Origin of the sequence: Bacillus sp. SIMBA_005 (genome assembly GCF_046535585.1) — a bacterium.
Taxonomy (GTDB): domain Bacteria; phylum Bacillota; class Bacilli; order Bacillales; family Bacillaceae; genus Bacillus; species Bacillus pumilus.
In genome coordinates this window covers 1-266 of sequence record NZ_JAWRWI010000536.1, presented here as the reverse complement: position 1 = coordinate 266, position 266 = coordinate 1, and the positions used below count along the sequence as shown (strand labels likewise).

1 pseudogene is annotated in these 266 nt (G+C 71.4%); it reads right to left on the bottom strand.

Annotated elements, in window-relative coordinates:
• A pseudogene (locus SB660_RS21195) lies at positions 1-266 on the bottom strand (hypothetical protein); the annotation flags it as partial.

Sequence of the window (266 nt, the reverse complement as noted above, 5' to 3'; positions counted from 1 at the left end):
GAAACATCTGCAGCTGGTTGTCGGCGATCGCGATCCGCAATTCGTCGTGGAGGATGTCGAGCGGCAATGCCGGCGCGACCCAGAACGCGTGGCGCTCGGGCATCGTCAGGGCATCGCCACTGGCCTCGTCGGCGCGCCGGCACAGCAGCGCCGCATCGTCGCCATCCTGGGGGCACACGGCGATCCCCACGCCGACCGCGGGCTGCACGCTGCGCCCGTCGATCGCCACCGGCTGCTGCAGCGTGCGCACGATCTTGGCCGCGCCC